The 20,080-nt window shown below is 73.2% G+C and carries 20 protein-coding genes; 8 read left to right on the forward strand and 12 right to left on the reverse strand.

Annotation, left to right across the window (positions count from 1 at the left end):
* Positions 1-125: 125 nt before the first annotated feature.
* On the reverse strand, positions 126-1,448 hold the full coding sequence (locus ACSJJR_RS09335) for a PTS transporter subunit EIIC (protein WP_435943172.1): 1,323 nt from the start codon (positions 1,446-1,448) through the stop codon (positions 126-128).
* Positions 1,449-1,759: 311 nt separating this feature from the next.
* Between ACSJJR_RS09335 and ACSJJR_RS09340 the strand changes: the two genes are divergently transcribed.
* The 3 genes from ACSJJR_RS09340 (at position 1,760) to ACSJJR_RS09350 (ending at position 3,426) form a co-directional block, all read left to right on the forward strand.
* On the forward strand, positions 1,760-2,539 hold the full coding sequence (locus ACSJJR_RS09340) for a GntR family transcriptional regulator (protein WP_435943146.1): 780 nt from the start codon (positions 1,760-1,762) through the stop codon (positions 2,537-2,539).
* A gap of 198 nt (positions 2,540-2,737) precedes the next feature.
* Complete coding sequence (locus ACSJJR_RS09345; RefSeq protein WP_249368947.1) at positions 2,738-2,968, forward strand: glucose PTS transporter subunit EIIB; 231 nt, start codon at positions 2,738-2,740, stop codon at positions 2,966-2,968.
* Entirely contained in the window at positions 2,965-3,426 is a 462-nt protein-coding gene (locus ACSJJR_RS09350) for a PTS sugar transporter subunit IIA (protein ID WP_435943147.1), read from the forward strand. The genes ACSJJR_RS09345 and ACSJJR_RS09350 overlap by 4 nt, the downstream gene beginning before the upstream one ends.
* A gap of 80 nt (positions 3,427-3,506) precedes the next feature.
* Here the strand turns inward: ACSJJR_RS09350 and malQ are convergent, their stop codons facing one another.
* Together malQ and ACSJJR_RS09360 are read right to left on the reverse strand one after the other, a co-directional pair.
* Positions 3,507-5,648 carry a 4-alpha-glucanotransferase gene (gene malQ / locus ACSJJR_RS09355; RefSeq protein WP_435943148.1) on the reverse strand — a complete coding sequence of 714 codons (2,142 nt, stop codon included), beginning with the start codon at positions 5,646-5,648 and terminating at the stop codon, positions 3,507-3,509.
* Positions 5,649-5,835: 187 nt separating this feature from the next.
* On the reverse strand, positions 5,836-6,066 hold the full coding sequence (locus ACSJJR_RS09360) for a glucose PTS transporter subunit EIIB (RefSeq protein WP_435943149.1): 231 nt from the start codon (positions 6,064-6,066) through the stop codon (positions 5,836-5,838).
* Between the two features lie 208 nt (positions 6,067-6,274).
* Between ACSJJR_RS09360 and ptsP the strand changes: the two genes are divergently transcribed.
* From ptsP to ettA, 3 genes are all read left to right on the forward strand, one after another.
* On the forward strand, positions 6,275-7,975 hold the full coding sequence (ptsP, locus tag ACSJJR_RS09365; protein WP_435943150.1) for a phosphoenolpyruvate--protein phosphotransferase: 1,701 nt from the start codon (positions 6,275-6,277) through the stop codon (positions 7,973-7,975).
* The gene (locus tag ACSJJR_RS09370) at positions 7,972-8,976 is read left to right on the forward strand and encodes an acyl-CoA thioesterase (RefSeq protein WP_435943151.1); all 1,005 of its coding nucleotides are present in this window, start codon (positions 7,972-7,974) and stop codon (positions 8,974-8,976) included. The genes ptsP and ACSJJR_RS09370 overlap by 4 nt, the downstream gene beginning before the upstream one ends.
* A 93-nt stretch (positions 8,977-9,069) precedes the next feature.
* Complete coding sequence (gene ettA / locus ACSJJR_RS09375; RefSeq protein ID WP_435943152.1) at positions 9,070-10,752, forward strand: energy-dependent translational throttle protein EttA; 1,683 nt, start codon at positions 9,070-9,072, stop codon at positions 10,750-10,752.
* Between the two features lie 107 nt (positions 10,753-10,859).
* Here ettA and prfB read toward each other — a convergent pair whose 3' ends face one another.
* On the reverse strand, positions 10,860-11,981 hold the full coding sequence (gene prfB / locus ACSJJR_RS09380) for a peptide chain release factor 2 (RefSeq protein ID WP_435943153.1): 1,122 nt from the start codon (positions 11,979-11,981) through the stop codon (positions 10,860-10,862).
* Positions 11,982-12,308: 327 nt separating this feature from the next.
* Positions 12,309-13,220, reverse strand: a complete 912-nt coding sequence (locus tag ACSJJR_RS09385; RefSeq protein ID WP_435943154.1) for a LysR family transcriptional regulator — start codon at positions 13,218-13,220, stop codon at positions 12,309-12,311.
* A gap of 95 nt (positions 13,221-13,315) precedes the next feature.
* Here ACSJJR_RS09385 and ACSJJR_RS09390 point away from each other — a divergent pair, with 95 nt between their 5' ends.
* Positions 13,316-13,648 carry a CBU_0592 family membrane protein gene (locus ACSJJR_RS09390; RefSeq protein WP_435943155.1) on the forward strand — a complete coding sequence of 111 codons (333 nt, stop codon included), beginning with the start codon at positions 13,316-13,318 and terminating at the stop codon, positions 13,646-13,648.
* Here ACSJJR_RS09390 and ACSJJR_RS09395 read toward each other — a convergent pair.
* The 7 genes from ACSJJR_RS09395 to ACSJJR_RS09425 all read right to left on the reverse strand — a co-directional run bounded on the left by ACSJJR_RS09395 (position 13,645) and on the right by ACSJJR_RS09425 (position 18,689).
* On the reverse strand, positions 13,645-14,229 hold the full coding sequence (locus ACSJJR_RS09395; RefSeq protein WP_435943156.1) for a glycosyltransferase: 585 nt from the start codon (positions 14,227-14,229) through the stop codon (positions 13,645-13,647). The two genes, ACSJJR_RS09390 and ACSJJR_RS09395, sit on opposite strands and share 4 nt — an antisense overlap.
* Complete coding sequence (locus ACSJJR_RS09400; RefSeq protein ID WP_435943157.1) at positions 14,226-14,681, reverse strand: peptidase T4; 456 nt, start codon at positions 14,679-14,681, stop codon at positions 14,226-14,228. The genes ACSJJR_RS09395 and ACSJJR_RS09400 overlap by 4 nt, the downstream gene beginning before the upstream one ends.
* Entirely contained in the window at positions 14,678-15,049 is a 372-nt protein-coding gene (locus tag ACSJJR_RS09405; protein WP_435943158.1) for a TadE/TadG family type IV pilus assembly protein, read from the reverse strand. Before ACSJJR_RS09405 ends, ACSJJR_RS09400 begins: the two co-directional genes overlap by 4 nt.
* 103 nt (positions 15,050-15,152) lie before the next feature.
* A complete protein-coding gene (locus tag ACSJJR_RS09410) occupies positions 15,153-15,341 on the reverse strand; it encodes a hypothetical protein (protein ID WP_435943173.1) in 189 nt (62 codons plus the stop codon).
* Between the two features lie 287 nt (positions 15,342-15,628).
* Positions 15,629-16,561 carry a type II secretion system F family protein gene (locus tag ACSJJR_RS09415; protein ID WP_435943159.1) on the reverse strand — a complete coding sequence of 311 codons (933 nt, stop codon included), beginning with the start codon at positions 16,559-16,561 and terminating at the stop codon, positions 15,629-15,631.
* Positions 16,558-17,409, reverse strand: a complete 852-nt coding sequence (locus ACSJJR_RS09420) for a type II secretion system F family protein (protein ID WP_435943160.1) — start codon at positions 17,407-17,409, stop codon at positions 16,558-16,560. Before ACSJJR_RS09420 ends, ACSJJR_RS09415 begins: the two co-directional genes overlap by 4 nt.
* A complete protein-coding gene (locus ACSJJR_RS09425) occupies positions 17,409-18,689 on the reverse strand; it encodes a CpaF family protein (protein ID WP_435943161.1) in 1,281 nt (426 codons plus the stop codon). Before ACSJJR_RS09425 ends, ACSJJR_RS09420 begins: the two co-directional genes overlap by 1 nt.
* 212 nt (positions 18,690-18,901) lie before the next feature.
* On the opposite strand from ACSJJR_RS09425, the gene ACSJJR_RS09430 reads away from it, so the two are divergent.
* Complete coding sequence (locus tag ACSJJR_RS09430; protein WP_435943162.1) at positions 18,902-20,077, forward strand: phosphotransferase; 1,176 nt, start codon at positions 18,902-18,904, stop codon at positions 20,075-20,077.
* Positions 20,078-20,080: the final 3 nt, after the last annotated feature.

Consider the following 20,080-nt stretch of genomic DNA (forward strand, 5'->3'; position numbering starts at 1 on the left):
GGGGTGGATTCGGGGGAAAAGGGGGGGGGGGGACCCACGCGGGGGGTGTTGTTGCCCCCCACCCCCGTTCGCGCCTCCCGCGCCGGGGCCGCCTGAGCGGACGGTCCGGAGCGGTGGGAGCCGGGCTAGCTCTTCTTGCGCGCGGCCTCGGCGTTCTTGCCGGTGGCCTCGGCGGCGACGGCCTGGGCCTCGGAGAAGGCGTCGGTCTCGTCCTCCTCGCGCCCCGGGGTGCGGAAGTTGAACCTCGTGATGAGGAAGCGGAAGAGGAAGTAGTAGATGACGGCGTAGACCAGGCCGATGATGACGAGCATGACCGGGCCCTGGAAGAAGCCGCCGGAGAGCTCGGAGGACTTGCCCATGTTGATGAGGTAGTCGAACAGGCCGGCGGAGAAGGTGAAGCCGGTCTTGATGCCCAGGGCGTTGACGATGACCAGCGCGAGACCGGTGAGGACGGCGTGGACGGCGTACAGCGGGAAGGCGACGTAGGCGAAGGCGTACTCGAGGGGCTCGGTGACACCGGTGAGGAAGGCGGTCAGGGCCACGGAGACCATGAGGGCGCCGGTGACCTTGCGCTTGGAGGGCTTGGCGGTGTGCCACATGGCCAGGGCGGCGGCGGGCAGGGCGAACATCATGATCGGGAAGAAGCCGGTCATGAAGCTGCCGGACCAGGCGTTGGTGCCGTCAACGCCCTGGAAGAAGCAGTTGAGGTCGCCGTGGACGGTCTCACCGGCGGCGTTGGTGCAGGAGCCGAGCTGGAACCAGGGCAGGGAGTTCCACAGGTGGTGCAGGCCGAAGGGGATGAGCAGGCGGTTGATGACGCCGTAGACGAAGTAGGCGATGGAGCCGCCGATGCCGCCGTGGGTGCCGGCCTCGATGAGCCAGCCGCCGAGCTGGCCGTTGATGAGCCAGTTGAAGGCGGGGTAGATGGCGCCCATGACGACGCCGACGAGCACGGCCGCGCAGGAGGTGATGATCGGCACGAAGCGGCGGCCGCCGAAGAAGGCGAGCCAGTCCGGCAGCTTGACGCGGTAGAACCGCTCCCACAGCTTCGCGGCCACGACACCGATGATGATGCCGCCCAGGACGCCGTAGTTGATGGTGTTGTCGGCCGGGGTCTCGCCGCCGGCGCCCCAGTAGGGGGCGAGGGCCTTGAGCACGCCCTGCAGGACGAGGTAGCCGAAGAGGCCGGCGACGCCGGTGGAGCCATCCGCCTTCTTGGCGAAGCCGATGGCCACGCCGACGGCGAAGATGAGCGCCAGGTTGTCGAAGACGGCACCGCCGGCGGCGGCCATGACGTCGGCGACGGGCTGCATCCACGGCAGGGACTTGGACACGCCGTCGGCGCCCAGCATGTCGCCCTGACCCAGACGCAGCAGCAGACCTGCCGCGGGAAGTGTGGCGATGGGGAGCATGAGCGAGCGCCCGAGGCGCTGCGCCAGGGCGAACATGCCGCCCGACTTCTTCTTCTCTGACACGAGGTCCTCCAGATCCGGGAGCGCGTGGCGGCAGTGCCACACGGGGGACGCCGCCCGGGGAGGGCGGCTCCGGTCCGACGGGCGCCGCTGCACTCGTCTGGACCAGTGGCATCAGCAAAGACCAGACAACAGACCTTGTCAAGCGCTGGCAGCCACCTTCCAATCGGCAGAATTTCAGGAGATTCACTCGTCGCCCTCCGCCGCGCCCTGTCCCAGTCGGCACGACCGGCGCCTCGGGCGGGCACAATGGGCCCACCCACCTGTCCGACCGGAAGGAGACCGCCGTGCCCCAGGAGCACCCGTCAGGCGCGCGCGAGCGGACCGGCGCGCGCGCCAAGTACGTCGTCGTGCGCGAGCACCTGCTCGCCCTCATCTCCGACGGCCTGACGGCCGGGGACCCGCTGCCCTCCGAGCGCGAGCTGTGCGAGCGCTTCGGCGTCTCACGCATGACCGTGCGCCAGGCGGTCGACACCCTCGTCGCCGACGGCGCCGTCGAGCGGCACCAGGGCCGGGGGACCTTCGTCGCCCCGCCCAAGCTCGACCTCCAGATGCGCCTGACCTCCTTCAGCGACGAGATGCGGCGCCGCGGTATGGAGCCCGGCGCGGTCTTCCTCGTCGCCGAGACCGTCGCCGCCCCGCCCGCGGTCGCGGCCCAGCTCGAGCTCGCCGGGGACGGGCGGGCCCACCACCTGCGCCGCCTGCTGACGGCCGACAGCGTGCCCATGGCCCTGGAGGAGAGCTGGATCCCGCAGCACCTCGCGCCGGACCTGCTCAGCGGCGCCCTGCCCTCCTCCGTGTACGAGGAGCTCACCCGCGTGGGGCTCACGCCCCAGTGGGGCGAGGACGTGCTCGAGGCCCGGGCCGTGACCTCCGAGGAGGCCGCCCTGCTCGGCGTGCCGGAGCGGGCGCCCGCCCTGGACATCGTGCGACGGACCTTCCACGACCACACCGCGGTGATCTACTCGCGCTCCCTCTACCGGGCGGACCGCTACACGCTGTGGGTCCCCGTCTCCGCACCGGGACCGCGCCGCCGGCGCCCCGAGGACCCGGAGGCGGGCGCCTGAGCCCCGGTCGCGCGCCCCGCCGCCCGGCCCGCCGCGACGCCCGTGGCAGGTCCAGCCGCCAACCGCCTCGCCATCGGGCGCGCTCCGCGCTACCATCACGCTGGTATGGACCACCTCCCTGAGGAGCGACGACGCCCACAGGACCACCGGTCCACCCCGTCCGCCGGCCCACGCCGGCCAGATCCTAGGAGAACCCGCATGTCCCAGGCCCAGAGCATCGTCGACGCCCTCGGCGGCTTCGACAACATCATCGAGATCGAGCCCTGTATCACCCGCCTGCGCTGCGAGCTGGAGGACTCCTCCCTCGTGGACGAGGCCGCCCTCAAGGCCGCCGGCGCCCACGGGGTCCTCAAGGCGGGCGACGCCGTGCAGGTGATCGTCGGCCCCAACGCCGACACCATCGCGGAGGACATCGAGGACCTTCGATGACCCTCGAGGTCGCCGCCCCGCTCGCCGGCCGCGTCCTGGCCCTCGACGACGTCCCGGACCCCGTCTTCGCCGGCAGGTTCGTCGGCCCGGGCCTCGCCGTCGACCCCGACCGCGCCGAGGGCGCCGACGTCACCGCCGTGGCGCCCGTCAGCGGCACCGTCGCCAAGGCCCACCCCCACGCCTTCATTGTCACGACCGAGAGCGGGCCCGCCGTCCTCGTTCACCTGGGCCTGGACACCGTGGGCCTGGCCGGCAAGGGCTTCGACGTCCACGTCCGGGAGGGCGACGCCGTCGCCGCCGGGGACCCCGTGGTCACCTGGAACCCCGCCGGCATCGAGGAGGGCGGGCTCAGCCCCGTCGTGCCCGTCATCGTCCTCGAGGGCGATGAGGAGTCCCTGGGCCTCACCTCGCCCGGCACCCACCTGGCCGCGGGGGACGTGCTGCTCACCTGCCGCTGACCACCGGCAGCCGCCCCACGGTTGTCACAGCCGGCCGGCACCGGCCCTGTGCCGGCCCTGTGCTCAGGCCCGCCCTGTGCTCAGGCGCGCCCCATGGCCTCGCGCACCACGGCGAGCAGGCTCTCCAGCCGGGCGTTGCCGGGCAGGTCCTCGACCAGCACCACCTCGCCGGAGCCGTCGGCCAGCGGCTGGCGCCAGTTCGGGTACTCCTGGTCCGTACCGGGCTGGTTCTGGGCCCGGCGCTCACCGACCCCGTCCACCAGCGAGACGCCGACGAGGCGGGCGGGCGTGCGGGCCACGTAGCGGTGCAGCGCCTCGACGACCTCGCGCTCGGAGGGGTTGTCCCCCAGCAGGCCGTGCTCGCGCAGCCGGGTAAGCATGCGGTCGCGCTCGAGGCGGGCCTCGGCGCGCACCTGCTCGACCGGCTCGGTGAGCAGGCCCAGGCGCTCGCGCAGGCTCACGTGCTCCTCCGCCAGGTACCCGGCGGTCGGCGGCAGGTCATGGGTGTTGACGGTCGCGAGCTGGAGCGCGCGGTAGGCCTCGGGCTGCTTGGGCCAGCCGTCGTCCTGCTTCTCGAACCACAGGACCCCGGTGCCCAGGACCCCGCGGCTGGCGAGGTAGTCACGCGCCCACGGCTCGACGGTCCCCAGGTCCTCGCCGATGACGACAGCCCCGGCCAGGTGCGCCTCGAGCAGGAGCACGCTCACCATCGCCTCGTGGTCGTAGCGCACGTAGGCGCCCGCGTCCGCACGCATGCCCTCGGGGATCCACCACAGCCGGAACAGGCCGATGACGTGGTCCACCCTCAGGGCGCCCGCGTGCCGCAGGACCGTGCGGGCCATCTCGCGCAGGGGCCGGTAGGCGTTGGCGGCCAGACGCACCGGGCTCCACGGCGGCTGGGACCAGTTCTGCCCGAGCTGGTTGTACATGTCCGGGGGCGCGCCGACGCACACCCTAGGGGCGAAGGCCTGCGGGTCGCTCCACACGTCGGCACCGCGCGGGTGCACACCCACGGCGAGGTCGTCCATGATGCCCAGCGCCATGCCCGAGGCCCTGGCCACCGCCTGCGCCCGCTCGAGCTGCTCGTCCACCACCCACTGCAGCCAGGCGTAGTAGTCGATGCGCTCACCCAGGGTCCTGGCCTCGTTGGCCACGTAGGCGGAGCTCGCGTCGCGCAGAGTCTCGGGCCACTGGGCGAGCGGCCCGTACTTCTCCGTCAGGGCGCACCACAGGGCGAAGCGCTCCAGGCCTTCACCCTGCTCGGCGCGGAAGCGCTCGAAGTCGCGCTGGCGGGCACGCGAGCGGCCAGCGGCGAAGATGACCTCCAGGGCCTCGCTCTTGGCCTTCCAGGCGGCGTCGCGGTCGATCGGCTCCGCGCTGCGGTTGGCCCCCTCGACCTCCTCCAGGGCCCACTGCACCAGCGAGCGGCGCGGGCCCGCCAGGCGGGAGACCTCGAGGATGTTCTCGGGGCGGATGTAGACCGGGTTGACGAAGCGCCTGGTCACCGGAAGGTAGGGCGAGGCCGTCATGGGCCCCGAGGGCTCGGCCGCGTGGAGCGGGTTGATGAGCAGGAAGTCCGCACCCTCGTCGCCCAGGAGGGAGGCGAGCTCGGCCAGGTCGTCGGCGTCGCCGATCCCCCAGGAGCCCGCGGAGCGCACGGAGTAGAGCTGGGCCATGACGCCCCAGCCCCGCTCGCCCAGCGCCGCGGGCATGTCGAGGTGGTCCGGGGCGATGGCGAGAGCGGCGCGGGCCTGGGTGGAGCCGTCGCCGACCCAGGCGACGAGCTCGTGCCAGCCCAGCGGCAGGTCGGTGGGCAGCACGAAGGTCGCCTGGCCGGTGAGCACGCCGTCGACCTCGCGGGCGGGGGTCCAGTCCTCGACCTGGGTCAGGGGGCGGTGGGTGCCGTCGTCGAGCACCGCCTCGACCCAGACCGGCGCGCCGTCGGGCACGTGGACGGCGACGGGCGCCGCCGTCCCCTGGCGCGCCACGACGGTGGGCGGCAGGACCTGGCGCCACGGGGCCGTCTCCGCCTCCCACAGGGAGCGCTCGATCTCCTCCTCCGTGGAGGCCGCCACACCGAGGGCCGCGAGGACGGCGACAAGGGTCTCACGAGAGGGGGAGGCGGGTCGCCCGCGGTAGTCCCAGTAATCGACGGAGACTCCGTTGGCCTGGGCGAGCTGGATCAGCCGCTCGGACACGGAGCCGGGGCAGGGGTCGGTCATGGCGGTGCCTCAAGGGTTGGGCGCTGGGCGCGCGGTGGCTAAGGGGGTGAGGGCCGGGCGGGTTGTCGTCCTGCCGCGACGGTGCGGGGACGGGGACGGCTGCTCGCCTGATTGCCTTGCTGCAAGGGTTTCACACACGGCCGCGCCGCGCCAACAGCATCTGCGGGCGCGGCGCGGGGTGTGCGGGTCAGTCGAGCGCGGCGATGGCGGCCGCCAGCTCGTCGGCGGTCGGTCCGACGACGACCTGGACGACGCGGCCGGAGCGGACGACGCCGAAGGCGCCGGTGGCGCGCAGCGCCTCCTCGTCCACCTTGTCCTGGTCGACGACCTCCACGCGCAGGCGCGTGATGCAGGGCTCGAGGTCCATGATGTTCTCGCGGCCCCCCAGACCCTTGACGATGTCGGCGGCGGTGCTCATTCCTTGTCCCTCCCGGTCAGTGCGTGTCGGCCGTCACTTTATCCCACATTCCCCGCCCCGTCCCACAGCCCCGTCACCGTCGGCGCCGAGCCGCCCTCCACGGCCTGTGTGTCAATCGTCGTTCACCCCGTGGCAGAAATCGCACCCGAGGGCCGGACGCGGTGCACAATGGGCGGGACCGGACTCCGTCACCGTCGAGGAGCAGCCCATGACCACCTCCACCTCCCCCGCCCCTGAGCCCATGTCGGGGATCGGCGTGAGCCCGGGCCTCGTCGCGGGCCCCGTCGCCCGCATGGCCCCCGGCATCCCCGAGCCCCCCATCGAGACCCTCGACCAGGCCCGTGACCTCGACAAGGAGTGCGAGCGCATTGCCCTGGCCGCGCAGACCGTCAAGAAGGGTCTCGAGCTGTCTGCGGCCGAGGCCAAGGGCGAGGGCCGCACCCTGCTCGAGACGACCGCCCAGATGGCCGCCGACCCCACCCTGACCTCCTCCGCCCAGGCCATGGTCCGCGAGCGCCGGCTCGTGCCCGAGCGCGCTGTGTGGGAGGCCGCCGGGACCCTGTGCGCCATGCTGGAGTCGCTGGGCGGCTACATGGCCGAACGCACCCGGGACGTGCAGGACGTGCGCGACCGCATCGTCGCCGTCCTCACCGACTCTCCCATGCCCGGTCTGCCGCACCTGCCCGAGCCCTTCGTCCTCGTCGCCCCGGACCTCGCCCCCGCCGACACGGCCCTTCTCGACCCGGAGAAGGTCGTCGCCTTCGTCACCTCCGAGGGCGGGCCCACCTCCCACACGGCGATCCTCGCGCGCGACCTGGGCATCCCCGCCATCGTCGGTACCGGTGCCGAGGTCGCTGACGCCCTGGCCGACGGCGACATCGTCCTCATCGACGGCACCAAGGGCACGATCACGCTCAACCCCAGCGAGGACGCCCTGCGCCGTGCCCGCGAGCTCGCCCAGCGCGTGCGCGTCTTCAACGGCGACGGCGGCACCAAGGACGGCCACGAGGTCCAGCTCCTCGCCAACGTCGGCGACGGCGCCGCCGCCCGCTCCGCCGCCGAGGCCAACGCGATGGGTGTGGGCCTGTTCCGTACCGAGTTCTGCTTCCTCGACCAGCCGACCGAGCCCACCGTCGAGCAGCAGGTCGAGGCCTACACGCAGGTGCTCGCTGCCTTCCCCGGCAAGAAGGTCGTGGTGCGCACCCTCGACGCTGGCGCCGACAAGCCGCTGCCCTTCCTCACCGACGCGACCGAGGAGAACCCGGCCCTGGGCGTGCGCGCCTACCGCACGACCCGCCGCGACCCCGAGGTCCTCGACCACCAGCTCGAGGCGCTGGCCCGCGCGGAGGCGGCCACCGAGGCCAAGGTGTGGGTCATGGCCCCGATGATCTCTACGGTCGAGGAGGCCCGGGCCTTCACAGACAAGGCACGCTCCTACGGCCTGAGCACCGCGGGCATGATGATCGAGGTCCCCTCTGCCGCCCTCATGGCCGACGCCATGTTCGAGCACGCGGACTTCGCCTCCATCGGCACCAACGACCTCACCCAGTACGTCATGGCGGCGGACCGCCTCCTGTCCACCCTGGCGGACCTGTCCACCGCCTGGCAGCCGGCCGTCCTGCGGCTCATCAAGACCGCCTGCGACGGCGCCGCCCCGCACGGGCGCCCCGTCGGCGTGTGCGGGGAGGCCGCGGCGGACCCGGCCCTCGCCGTCGTCCTCGTGGGACTCGGGGTGGCCAGCCTGTCCATGACCGCCCGGGCCCTTCCCGACGTCGATGCCGTGCTCAAGTCCGTCACCCTCGAGGACTGCCGGCGTATCGCCTCCCTGGCCACTGCCTCGCCGACCGCGGAGGACGCGCGCACCGCGGTGCGCGCGCAGCTGCCGGTCCTGGAGGAGCTTGGCCTGTGACCCGTCCCTACCCCGTCCCCGCCGCCTCCGACGAGCCCCTGGGCTCCGTCACGCGAGTCCTCGCGCTTGAGGAGGCGGCGGACGGGGAGGACGCCTTCACCGGCGCGTCCCTGCCCCAGCACTCCGGCCGGGTCTACGGCGGCCAGGTGGTTGCCCAGGGGCTGCTGGCGGCGGCGGCCACCCTCATCGACGACGGCGACGGTCCCCGCCTGCCGCACTCCGTGCACGCCTACTTCATGCGTGGGGGTCGGCCAGAGCAGCCCATCCGCTTCGGGGTCGAGCGCATGCACGACGGCCGCTCCTTCTCCCAGCGACGCACCACCGCCTCCCAGGACGGCGCCGCCATCCTCACCATGGTCTCGTCCTTCCAGGAGACCCAGGAGGGGGCTGAGGTCCAGCTCCCGGCGCCACAGGTGCCCCGGCCCGAGGAGCTGGTGAGCGCGCTGGAGATCTTCCGCACCATCGACCACCCGGTGGCCCGCTTCCTGGGGCGCACGGCCGCCTTCGACCTGCGTCACGTGGAGGGCAGCATCTACCTCCATCCCGGCGGGCACGCCGAGGGCCGCCAGCACCTGTGGGCCAGGGCGCGCGGACGGGTCCCCCAGGAGGCGACGCAGGTCGTCCACCGGGCCCTGCTGGCCTACATGTGCGACCAGGTCATGCTCGAGCCGGCACTGCGCAGCCAGGGCCTGTTCTGGCGCAGCGAGGGGATGAGCCTGGCCACGCTCGACCACGCACAGTGGTTCCACCGGGACGTGGACGTCAATGACTGGCTGCTCTTCGTCCAGGACTCGCCCACCTCACAAGGTGGGCGCTCTATGGCGCGCGCGGAGGTCTTCGACGCCTCGGGACGGCTCGTGTCCACCATCGCCCAGGAGGGCATGGTGCGCATGCCCACGGCCACCAGCTGCGGCCACGGCCGGTGGGCGGTCCGCGCCGCCGAGGGCGAGGACGGCTCCCCCATCCCGGACCCGCAGGTGCCCGCCGCGCACCGGGGGTGAGGCGGGCAACCGGCTGCGGCGGCGCTCTCGTGGCACCTCTCCCGTAGGCTGTGCCCTGGACACGCACACCCCCACGAAAGGCGCAGTGAACCTGTGGCTGAGTACATCTACTCGATGATCAAGGCGCGCAAGGCGCACGGTGACAAGGTCATCCTCGACGACGTCACCATGTCCTTCTTCCCCGGCGCGAAGATCGGCATGGTCGGCCCCAACGGCGCCGGCAAGTCCTCCATCCTCAAGATCATGGCGGGCCTTGACCAGCCCTCCAACGGCGAGGCGCGCCTGACCCCCGGCTACAGCGTCGGCATCCTCCTGCAGGAGCCCCCGCTCAACGAGGACAAGACCGTCCTGGGCAACGTCGAGGAGGGTGTCGCCGAGATCAAGGGCAAGCTCGACCGCTTCAACGAGATCTCCGCCGAGATGGCAGACCCCGACGCGGACTTCGACTCCCTCATGGAGGAGATGGGCAGGCTCCAGACCGAGATCGACGCCGCCGGCGCCTGGGACCTCGACTCCCAGCTCGAGCAGGCCATGGACGCCCTGCGCTGCCCGCCGCCCGACGCCGAGGTCAAGCACCTGTCCGGAGGCGAGCGCCGGCGCGTCGCCCTGTGCAAGCTCCTGCTCGAGGCACCGGACCTGCTCCTGCTCGACGAGCCCACCAACCACCTGGACGCCGAGTCCGTCCTGTGGCTCGAGCAGCACCTCAAGAGCTACGCGGGCGCGGTCATCGCCGTCACCCACGACCGCTACTTCCTCGACCACGTCGCCCAGTGGATCGCCGAGGTCGATCGCGGCCACCTCTACCCCTACGAGGGCAACTACTCCACCTACCTGGAGACCAAGGAGAAGCGCCTGGAGGTCCAGGGCAAGAAGGACGCCAAGCTCGCCAAGCGCCTCAAGGAGGAGCTCGAGTGGGTGCGCTCCTCCGCCAAGGGCCGCCAGACCAAGTCCAAGGCCCGCCTTGCGCGCTACGAGGAGATGGCCGCGGAGGCCGAGCGCACGCGCAAGCTCGACTTCGAGGAGATCCAGATCCCGCCGGGCCCGCGCCTGGGCAACGTCGTGCTCGAGGCCAGCCACCTGAGCAAGGGCTTTGACGGCCGCACGCTCATCGACGACCTGTCCTTCACGCTGCCGCGCAACGGCATCGTCGGCATCGTCGGCCCCAACGGTGTCGGCAAGACGACCCTGTTCAAGACGATCGTCGGCCTTGAGCCTCTCGACAGCGGCGAGCTCAAGATCGGCCAGACCGTCAAGCTGTCCTACGTGGACCAGACGCGCGCCGGCATCGACCCTGACAAGACCCTGTGGGAGGTCGTCTCCGACGGCCTGGACTACATCCAGGTCGGCAACGTGGAGATGCCCTCGCGCGCCTACGTCGCCGCCTTCGGCTTCAAGGGGCCGGACCAGCAGAAGCCGGCCGGGGTCCTGTCCGGCGGCGAGCGTAACCGCCTCAACCTGGCCCTGACGCTCAAGCAGGGCGGCAACCTCATCCTCCTGGACGAGCCGACCAACGACCTCGACACCGAGACGCTCGGCTCCCTGGAGAACGCGCTGCTCAACTTCGCCGGCTGCTCGGTGGTCATCACCCACGACCGCTGGTTCCTCGACCGCGTGGCCACCCACATCCTGGCCTGGGAGGGCACGGAGGACAACCCCGCCCAGTGGTACTGGTTCGAGGGCAACTTCGCCTCCTACGAGGACAACAAGGTCAAGCGCCTGGGTGCTGAGGCGGCCCGCCCGCACCGCGTGACCTACCGGAAGCTGACGAGGGACTGAACAACGCGCGCGGCACCGGGACCACTGGGTCCGGTGCCGCGCGCCGTCGTCGGTGCCGCCGGGCCCCGGCCGGCATGGTGGCGCCGACCAGCCCCCGGCCCGTCCGGTCAGCCCTCGGCCTGCTCCTGCTGCTTGCGCCAGCGGATGCCGGCGTCGATGAAGCCGTCGATGTCGCCGTCGAACACGGCCTCGGGGTTGCCCACCTCGTGGGAGGTCCGCAGGTCCTTGACCATCTGGTAGGGGTTGAGCACGTAGGAGCGCATCTGGTCGCCCCAGGAGGCCTTGATGTCGCCCGCGAGCTCCTTCTTCTTGGCGTCCTCCTCCTGCTGCTTGAGCAGCAGCAGGCGCGACTGGAGCACGCGCATGGCGGCGGCGCGGTTCTGGATCTGCGACTTCTCGTCCTGCATGGACACCACCAGGCCCGTGGGCAGGTGGGTGATGCGCACGGCGGAGTCGGTCGTGTTGACGGACTGCCCGCCCGGGCCCGAGGAGCGGAAGACGTCGATGCGGATGTCGGTCTCGGGGACCTCGATGTGGTCGGTGGACTCGATGAGCGGGATGACCTCGACGGCGGCGAAGGACGTCTGGCGCCTGCCCTGGTTGTCGAAGGGGCTGATGCGCACCAGGCGGTGGGTGCCGCCCTCGACGCTGAGCGTGCCGTAGGCGTAGGGGGCGTGGACCTCGAAGGTGACGGACTTCAGGCCCGCCTCCTCGGCGTAGGAGGTGTCGAGCACCTTGGTGGCGTAGCCGTGCCGCTCGGCCCAGCGCAGGTACATGCGCAGCAGCATCTCGGCAAAGTCCGCGGCGTCCACGCCGCCCGCGCCCGAGCGGATGGTGACCACCGCGTCGCGCTGGTCGTACTCACCGGACAGCAGCGTGCGGATCTCGAGCTCGGCCAGGTCCTTGGAGATGGCGGCGAGGTCCGTCTCCGCCTCGGCCAGGAGCTCGGCGGCGTCGTCGCCCGTCTCCTCCCCCGCCATCTCGACCATGGCCTCGAGGTCGTCGATACGGCTGGCCAGGTCCTCGACGCGCTTGAGGTCCGCCTGCGCGTGGGACAGGGCTGAGGTGAGCACCTGGGCGGCGTCGGGGTCGTCCCACAGGTCGGGGGCGGCCGCCTGCTCGCTCAGCTCGGCGATGCGCTCGCGCAGCGCCTCAGGGTCCGTCACCGCCGCGATGGAGGCGTGGGTGTGACGGAGTCGGTCGATCTCTACGGGGAAGTCAGTGGCCACCCCCGGAGTCTACGGCAGCGGGCCCACGGCGCAGGACCGCGCTGGCGCGCTGCAGGCGTTGACCCGCCGACGGCCAGACCGGGTCCTGGGCCGGTGGCCGGCGCACCGCCTGGCGCCACGTCGAGCCTGCCTCGGGGCGCCGGGTGGCAGGACGCACGATGACCGAGCCGCGCGCACCACAGCGCCACTCACGGACCGTGACGGCTTTGAGCGCCTGCCCCACGACGAGGCCTACGTGCGGGACGTCCACGCGCAGCTGACCGGGCTCATCGACCGTTACCGTCCGCAGGTGCTGTGGGCGGATACCGGCTGCCCGCGCGGCGCGTCTCAGCCGAGCTCGAGCGCGGCCGCCCCGGCGTGCACGAGATCGACCAGGGCCCGCACGGCCGGGCTCGGGTCCGTGCGAGAGGCGCGGTGACGGGCGATGAGATGGCGCGTGCCCAGTCCCGGCAGGCGCGTGGCGCTCACGCCGTCGGGCAGCGTGGCCGACAGCACAGCGAGCTCGGGCAGCAGGGCCCAGCCGAGCCCGGCCGCCACCATGGCCAGGACGACGTCGTAGTCGTAGGCGATGTGCCGGTGCGTGAGGGTGGCGCCCAGCTGGCGAGACAGGCGCTCGAGGGCGTCGGCGCCGGCGGTGCCCGGGGCCAGGTCGATCCAGGCGGGGCGGACGAGGTCCCCCAGGGCGCCCGGGGCCGCCTGGCCGGGCGGGGAGACGACGAGCCAGGCCTCGTCCAGGACGGGCACGTCCGCGGTGCCCCGGGCGGGACGGGTGGGTGCGGTGGCGTCACGCTCGAGCAGCACGAGGTCGAGGGCCCCGTTGCGCAGGCGGGCGAGGGCGCTGGCCTCCTCGGTCTCCTCCACGGTGACCGTCACACCCGGCAGGTCCTGCTCGACGCGGACGAGCAGCGGCACGAGCAGGGCGCGGATGACGGTGGCGACGGTGCCCACACGCACGTGCCCGCTGGGGGCCTTGGGGTCCATCTCGGCCAGGGACCTGCGGGCGGCGACGAGCTCGAGCTCGATGCGCTCGGCGGTCTCCGACAGCAGCCGGCCCGCGTCGGTCAGAACCGCGCCGCGGGGCGTGCGGTCCAGCAGGCGTGTGCCCGCCTCCTTCTCCAGGAGCTTGATCTGCTGGCTGACGGCTGAGGGGGTCAGGTGCTGGGCCTGGGCGGCGGCGACGATGCCACCGGCCCGGTGGACGGCCAGGAGCAGGGCGAGACGGTGGGCGGACAGGTCCATGTCCCGAGTATCCTCCGGGACTTTAGTTCAGCTGAATACCTGGATGCAGTTTCCTGCGATTGATCTGGAGTCCCAGGCAGGCCAGCATCGGGGCCGTGAACGACGCGCTGCCCACCCTCATCGCCGTCGGCGGCTGGACCGGCGCCGCCGAGCTCCTGCTCGCCTACGCCCTCGTCTCCCGTGGGCGCATCGCCGGGGACTCGCTTCGCTACCAGGCCCTCAACATCACCGGCTCGGTGCTGCTCATGGTCAACTGCGCCTACACCGGGGCGTGGCCGTCGGCGCTCGCGAACGTCTTCTACCTCGGCGTGGGGCTGTGGATGCTGGCGACGGTCAAGCGCGCCTACCTCAGCCAGCTCGCACGCCGGCACCGCGACCGGCTGGGTGTGCTCCTGCGTCCCGGCCAGCGCGGGGCCCTGGCCCGTTAGGGCCCGGCCACCACCACCCGCGCCGTGCTCGTCGCGGTGATCTCGAAGCCCTCCGAGGGCAGGACGCCCCACGGGAGGAAGGGCGGGCGCGAGCGCGCCGCCAGCGTGACGACGGCGGTGTCCCCGCCTGAGGCGTGGGCCTGGAGCACCGCGACCTCCTCAAGGCCCACGAGGGAGGCCTGAGCGGAGACGTCCTCGGCTGCGGCCATGCCCACGGCAGCGTCGGTGAGGGCCCCGGGCACGGCCCCGGCGGAGCTGACCGCGCCCGAGTAGTACGTGTCGGCTCCCACGCCGCGGGCCGCGGCGGCCGCCGCTGAGTCCGCCAAGGAGGTCAGCCTCTTGAGGTCGAGGTAGACCGCGGTGACGCAGGCCACGGTGAGCAGCAGCGCGGCGACGACGGCCATGAGGCCGATCCCCAGCAGGAGGGTCTGCCCCTCCTCCGCGGCCGGCGACAGGCGAGGCCACCACCCGCCCAGCCCACGGCGGGCACCCGGCTCCCGGGAGCGGGACCGCACGAGCCCGCGGCCGCCGGCAGCCCGAGCCGCGGCAGCGTCCTGGCCGCAGCCGGTCGAGGCGCTCACGTCTCCTCCTGGCCGGCGGGCAGGGCCAGGCGCTCGGCACTGAGACGCACGACGTCCTCACCCACGCCTCCCGCCAGCGGCAGCCCCACCCCCACCTCCACGCGCACGATGAGGCCGCTGGCGCAGCCCGCCGGGGCGCAGGTGACGCTCATGGCCTGCGCGACCGGGGTCTCGATCCCCTGGTCAGCCAGCGCCAGCCCGGCGGCGAGGTGGGCGTGGTCGAGCGCGTCAGCGCCGACGTCCACCTCCAGCACCCGGGTGGCGGCATCAGCGGCGGAGACGACGGCGAAGGACGCCGCCTGGACCTGGGCCAGGGCGATGAGGAGGTAGACGACCGGCACGACGGTGACGAGCGTCCAGCCGATGAACTCCACAGGGGCGTTGCCCTCCTCCTGCCGCAGTCGCCCCAGCAGCCGGTCCGCCCCGCGCCCCGGCGGGCGCAGGCGGGTCATGGCCCTGCCCCCAGGCGCGCGGCGGCGGCCTCGTCCACGGCGCGGCCGGTCACCGTGAGCCCGCCCGTGGGACCCAGGAGCCCGATAACCGGCAAGGGCGCGCGGACGGTCGCCGTGACAAGCCCGACTCCCCCGGACTCACCGCGCGTGACGGTCACCTGCTCGACGTAGCCGTCGGCCAGGGCAGCACCCACCAGGGCCTCGACGCGAGCGCGAGCCTCCGCCTCGGTGCCGCCCACAAGCGCCGCGCGCCTGGCCCCCTCCCCGGCCGCGTCCACGAGGACGTTGCGCACGTACAGGCCGAGAGCCAGCTGGAGCACCGCCACCGCGACGGCGACGACGAGCACCCCGACCAGGACGAAGTCCACCACGGCGGAACCCTCCTCCGCGTGGCGCCCGCCCGGAGCCCACGTCCAGGACCCGGCACGCGCCCTCAGCGGGCGGTCGGGAGCCCGCGTCCACCGACGGCGTTCAGATGGCACCGGTGACCTTGCTGATGGCGTTGCTGAACACCTCCGTGAGGGCCGGGCCCGCCACCGCCCACAGCGCGACGACCAGTCCAGCGGTCATGAGGGTGACCAGGACCCAGCCGGGGACGTCGCCACGCTCCCGGGCGAGGAGGGCGCCGACGCGGTGCAGACGGCTGACGGCGCCGGACAGGGCGCGTCGGGTCAGGGACAGCGCGGTGGTCGTGGTCACGGGACACCTCACAGACTCAGGCGGGGGGAACGAGCAGGCCCCCGGGACGGGCCCACTCGCCGGTGAGCGGGTCCATCCCCTCACACTAGGTCACGGCCCAGTCCTGAGGAAGCGGCCCCACCCGCCCTGTGGACACACGGCCGGTGGACACACGGCCAGGGACCACGCAGGCCGGGCACGCACGTCCTTGCTCACGCAGGCTGGCTCGCGCGGAGGCCACGGCGGCGCCGGGCCGGGTGGCCAGGGCCTCACAGACCCAGGCGCAGGACGAACAGCCCCGGGAACAGGGCGAAGACGACCGTGATCGGCAGGACGAGGAAGACCACGGGCACCATCTGGGCGATCTCGCGGCGCCCGCCCTCCTCCATAAGCGCGCGGCGCGAGGCCTCACGGGCGTCCGAGGCCTGGGCGCGCAGCACCTCGGCCAGCGGCGTGCCGCGCTCGAGCGCCACGGCGACCGCCTCGCACAGGCGGGTCACCGGCAGGGAACGGGTCCTGTCCTCCAGGTGGGTCAGCGCCGTCGTGAGCACCGTGCCCGAGCGCACCTCGGCCAGCGTCAGTGCCAGCTCGTCGATGAGCTCGCCACGTCCCAGCGCCACGATCCTCTCGATCGCGGCCACGGGGCCCTGGCCTGCTCCGACGACGAGCGCCAGCAGCTCGACGACGTCCGGCAGCTGCTCCTCGACCCGCGCCCGGCGCCGCTCGACCTCACGGCTGAGCCACCAGTCACGGGCAGCCGCCCCGGTGACGGCTGCCAGCAGCGAGGCCACGACGAGCACGGGCACCGACACGGGCCGTACAAGCGCCGTCGCCAGGCCCATGCCCACCGCCGTCGCGAGCCCTGCACCGGCCCAGACCACCTGCTCCAGGCGCAGCTGCTCGAGCGTGCGCTTTGCACCAGCCGCCTCCAGCCGCCGTCGGACCGTCTGCGAGGAGGAGCCGAGGCGGTCCAGGAGCGTGCCCACCGAGGCGGCAGCGGCCAGGACGCCCGCCAGGACCGTCCGGTTCTCGTCCCAGGTCCCCGAGGGACCAAGGAGACCCGAGGTCCGCGGGCGCTCACGCACGTAGGGCGCGAGCCTGTCCACCAGGCCAGGGCGGGCGCGGCGCCAGGCCGAGGCCAGCGCGAGCAGGCCACAGGACAGCAGCAGGCCCGCCAGGGCGCCGGACACCACGGGGCTCATCGCAGGACCCTGCCCTCCTCGGGCAGGCGCCCGAGCATGAGCATGAGCCGGTAGGCGACGACGGAGGCCACCGCGCCGACCGCGAGCACCAGGGCCCCGGAGGCGCTCGCGTAGGCCTGCGCGGCCTGAGGGCGGGAGGACAGCAGTGCCAGGACGAGCCAGGGAGCCGCGACGGCGACCTTGGCACCGTTGACCGTCCAGGACTGGCGGGCCTCGAGCTCCCCGCGTGTGCGCATGTCCTCGCGCAGCATGTGCGACAGCGAGCGCAGCAGGAGCCCCAGGTCGGTCCCCCCGACCTCGTGCGCGAGCCTGAGGGCCTCGACGATGCGGTCCGCCACGGGGTCGGCGAAGCGCTCCTTGAGCAGGTCCAGGCACTGGCCGAAGCGGGCCGTGGCCGCGTAGTCGCGGGCGAAGGCGCAGAAGGGCTCGCGCACGGCCTCCGGGCCGCGCTCACCGAGGCTGGCGACCGCCTCGGGCAGGCTCATACCCGCGCGCACACCCGACACGAGGGTGTCCACGGCCTCGGGCCACACCTCCCGCAGCCGGGTACGCCGGGCGCGGGCGCGTGAGGACAGCACGAGGTAGGGCAGCCCGGCAGCGATCGCCCCGAAGGCGAGGGCAATGGGCCAGGCCCGGGACACACCGAGGAACAGCAGGCCCACCCCGAGGCCGGTGCCCGCGCTCCCGGCGACGAAGACCGTCGGGCTCGTGCCTGCCGCGCCGGCCTGGACGAGCAGCTCGGCCAGGCGGCGTGAGCGCTCCGAGCGCCACTGGGGCGGCTCGGTGGTCCACGCCAGCCAGGTGAGGACCACGCCGAGGCCTCCCAGAAGCCCCGCCAGGGCCCCCATCAGCGCCACCTCCCCGTGACGTCGCCGTCCCCGGCGGCCCCAGCGGGCAGCGGCGGGGCCTCCGCCAGCAGGGCGGACAGGTCGTGGCCCGCCCTGCGGAAGCGCTCGGCGTGGGCCGGAGCCCCGGGGCCGCGCACGAGCCGGCCGTGCGCGTCCCGGTGGAAGACGTCGGCGAGCTCGATGACGTCAGCCTCCACGCGCCCGGACACGGCGGCGACCTCATGCACCTGCCGCTGTCCCTGAGGGGCGAGCTCGAGGTGGACGACGAGGTCCACGGCGCTGGCCACCGTGGGGACGACGAACTGGGAGCCGACGTTCTCCCCCGCGAGCAGGGGCAGTGTGCACAGCTTGACGATGGCCTCGCGGGCAGAGTTGGCGTGGATGGTGGACATTGCGGGAAGGCCGGAGTTCATGGCGATGAGCAAGTCAAGGGCCTCGGCCTGGCGGACCTCGCCGATGAGCAGCCGGTCGGGGCGCATGCGCAGGGCCTCCTTGACCAGGCGGCGCAGGTCGATGCCGCCCACGCCCTCGAGGTTGTCGTCGCGGGTCTGCATGGCCACGCAGTCCCGGTGGCCCAGGGCCAGCTCGAAGACCTCCTCGCAGGTGACCACCCGCTGCCAGGCCGGGATCGCCCCCGCCAGGGCACGCACCATCGTCGTCTTGCCCGCCTGTGTGGCGCCGGAGACGAGCACGTTGAGGCCGGACTGGACCGCGGCGTCGAGGAAGGCGGCGGCCTGCTCGGTGAGGGACCCCAGGCGCACGAGGTCGGCGGTGCGCGCGGCGCGCGCGGTGTGCTTGCGGATGTTGAGCGCCCAGTGGGTGGCGGTGATCGGCGGGATGACGACGTGCAGACGCTCCCCTCCGGGCAGCTGGGCGTCAACGAAGGGGCTCGACAGGTCCAGGCGGCGTCCCGACACGCGCAGCATGCGCTCGACCAGGACCCGGATCTCCTCGTCCTCGAGGATGGTCGTCGTCAGCTCGCTGCGCCCGTGGCGAGCGATGAAGACGCGGCCGGGGGCGTTGACCCAGATCTCCTCGATGGTCTCGTCCTCGAGGTAGGGCTGCAGGGGCCCCAGCCCGGCGAGCGCGTCCACGGCGGCGGCCTGGGCCCGTTCAGGGTCGGCCAGCGGCGGCACCAGGCCGGCGTCGGCGCGGCTGAGGTAGTCGGCTCCCGCCTCGGCGACCAGGGCCTCGAGTGCCTCGACCTGGCTGAGGGGGTCGATACCGCGCCGGCGCACGAGCTCGCGGATCTCGGTGTGCAGGAGGGTGGCGGCGTCCATGTGCTCTCGGATCGGGGAGGGTGGCGCCGTTCGGGTGGTGCCGTGCAGCGCCTGCGGGGACGGGGGCGTGACCCCGCGCGACGGTGAGCAGGGGCACGGGCACGACACTAGGCCACGGCGCCGCCGTGGGACCACCACGGGCCGCGTCCCTGTGGACAAGCGCGCCGGTGCGCCACTGCCGCGGTCCCACGTGCCTCGCTTACGGTTGGGGCATGTCGAGCACGACCCACGGTCCGACCCAGCCCTCCGACGCGAGCACGCAGCCCGACGCGCGTCCCGTTGACCGTCGCGGGCCAGAGCCCTCGCGGCTGGCGCTGGCGGCAATCGCCTCGGTCGCCGTGCCCGGTCTCGAGCCGGCGCGCCTGGCCCTGCCCCAGCAGGAGTCGGCGACGGTGCGCGTCGTCGGGGTCATCGACTCCCAGGGGCGCCACTGGGAGGTCCACCAGGCGCGCACGGACGCCGCAGGCGCGGCCCTCGATGCCGAGGCCGAGGTGCTGCGCCGCATCGGGAGGGAGCGCGACGAGGGGCGCCTGTCCTTCGACGTCTCCCGTCCGGCTGGCTCCCTGCGCCGCGAGGGCCTGCACGTCCAGGTCCGTTCCCACGTGAGCGGACGCCCGGTGGATCTCGCCGAGCTCCGCCCGGGCCCGGGGCTGTCCGCCGGCCTGGGCAGGGCCCTGGGCGAGCTGCACGAGCTGACGACGCAGGTCGTCTCGGAGGCGGGCCTGCCCGTCTACGACGCCGAGGACGTGCGTGAGAGGTGGTTGACGGTCTTCGACGAGGCCGCGGCGACGGGCCGGGTGCCCGCCTCGCTGCTGCACCGTTGGGACCAGGTGCTGGCGGACACGGCCCTGTGGCGCTTCCGTCCCTGTGTGGTCCACGGTGACCTCGCCGAGGAGAACGTCCTCGTCGCCGGCGGTGCCGTGGTCGGGATGCGGGGCCTGGACCAGGCCCACGTGGGCGACCCGGCTGAGGACATGGCCTGGGTCTACGCTAGCGTGCCGGTGGACTGTCTGGACTCGGTGGAGGACGCCTACGACGTCGCCCGCACCGAGGGCGTGGACCGGCACCTGCGTGACCGTGCCGAGCTCGTCTCGGAGATGAGCCTGGCGCGCTGGCTGCTGCACGGGCTGCGCTCGGGCTCTCCTGCCGTGACCGAGGACGCGGTCTCGATGCTCCAGGACCTGGCCGCGCAGGTTGGCGACGAGCCCCTGGTCGAGGTGCGCGAGCCGCGCCTGGCGCCGGTACCGGGTGAGAAGGAGGTCTCATCGCCCTCGGCCACGACGAGCGAGATCGCGATGGTGAGCCTCGACGAGGACGGGCACGAGGACGCCGAGGTGGTCCGTCTCACGGGCGTCCAGGACACGGTTGAGTCCCCCACCGAGGACTGAGCG

It is taken from the genome of Actinomyces sp. W5033 (assembly GCF_051303165.1).

Coding starts and splice junctions, on each gene's coding strand:
- ACSJJR_RS09335 (WP_435943172.1), bottom strand. CDS start 1,448: ATGTTCGCCCTGGCGCAGCGCCTCGGGCGCTCGCTCATGCTCCCCATC.
- ACSJJR_RS09345 (WP_249368947.1), top strand. CDS start 2,738: ATGTCCCAGGCCCAGAGCATCGTCGACGCCCTCGGCGGCTTCGACAAC.
- ACSJJR_RS09350 (WP_435943147.1), top strand. CDS start 2,965: ATGACCCTCGAGGTCGCCGCCCCGCTCGCCGGCCGCGTCCTGGCCCTC.
- malQ (WP_435943148.1), bottom strand. CDS start 5,648: ATGACCGACCCCTGCCCCGGCTCCGTGTCCGAGCGGCTGATCCAGCTC.
- ACSJJR_RS09360 (WP_435943149.1), bottom strand. CDS start 6,066: ATGAGCACCGCCGCCGACATCGTCAAGGGTCTGGGGGGCCGCGAGAAC.
- ptsP (WP_435943150.1), top strand. CDS start 6,275: ATGACCACCTCCACCTCCCCCGCCCCTGAGCCCATGTCGGGGATCGGC.
- ACSJJR_RS09385 (WP_435943154.1), bottom strand. CDS start 13,220: ATGGACCTGTCCGCCCACCGTCTCGCCCTGCTCCTGGCCGTCCACCGG.
- ACSJJR_RS09400 (WP_435943157.1), bottom strand. CDS start 14,681: ATGACCCGCCTGCGCCCGCCGGGGCGCGGGGCGGACCGGCTGCTGGGG.
- ACSJJR_RS09415 (WP_435943159.1), bottom strand. CDS start 16,561: ATGAGCCCCGTGGTGTCCGGCGCCCTGGCGGGCCTGCTGCTGTCCTGT.
- ACSJJR_RS09420 (WP_435943160.1), bottom strand. CDS start 17,409: ATGGGGGCCCTGGCGGGGCTTCTGGGAGGCCTCGGCGTGGTCCTCACC.
- ACSJJR_RS09425 (WP_435943161.1), bottom strand. CDS start 18,689: ATGGACGCCGCCACCCTCCTGCACACCGAGATCCGCGAGCTCGTGCGC.
- ACSJJR_RS09430 (WP_435943162.1), top strand. CDS start 18,902: ATGTCGAGCACGACCCACGGTCCGACCCAGCCCTCCGACGCGAGCACG.